This window comes from Nocardiopsis lucentensis DSM 44048 (genome assembly GCF_000341125.1).
GTDB classification, from domain to species: domain Bacteria; phylum Actinomycetota; class Actinomycetes; order Streptosporangiales; family Streptosporangiaceae; genus Nocardiopsis; species Nocardiopsis lucentensis.
This window is the reverse complement of record NZ_ANBC01000651.1, coordinates 1-526: the sequence shown is the minus strand read 5'-3', so window position 1 is coordinate 526 and position 526 is coordinate 1. Positions and strand designations below refer to the sequence as shown.

Annotated in this window: 1 protein-coding gene; it reads left to right on the top strand. The window is 72.8% G+C overall.

The genetic code is table 11. The annotated features are described in order from the left end of the window. On the top strand, nucleotides 1-414 hold a 414-nt coding region (locus tag D471_RS0123060), incomplete at its 5' end, for a PP2C family protein-serine/threonine phosphatase (RefSeq protein WP_017600808.1). Between the last annotated feature and the right edge of the window lie 112 nt (nucleotides 415-526).

The following is a 526-nucleotide window of genomic DNA, read 5'->3' as shown; positions in this document are numbered from 1 at the left end:
TGGCTGTCCGGCGGCCCCGCCGCCAGCGCGTCCGCCCTCCTCACCAAGGACGACTCCTGGAGCGAGGCCATGGTGCAGATGGGCATGCTGTCCCGCGAGGAGGCCATGCGCTCGGCGAACGCGCACGCTCTCGTCGCGTGGATGGGCGCCGACTCCGGGGAGGTCGACGCGCACGTCTGCACCGTCACCCCCACCGGACCCGGAGCCGTCGTGCTCTGTACCGACGGTCTGTGGAACTACTATCCGGAGGCCGCCGACCTCACCGCCGCCGTCCCCGGTGCCGGAACCGCGCCCCGGGAGGCCGCCCGCAGGTACGTCGACCTCGCGATCAGGGCCGGCGGCAAAGACAACATCACCGTGGTGGTCATACCGGTGCCCGGCCGACGAGGGGGACCCCGTGCCGGACAGGTCTGACCACCCTGACAGACCCTCCCGCCACACCCGGACCCCTCCCCGCGACGCCCCGGGACCCAGGTAGGAGGGACCCATGCCGAGCTGCCCCTCCGGTCACAGTTCCACCGCGACC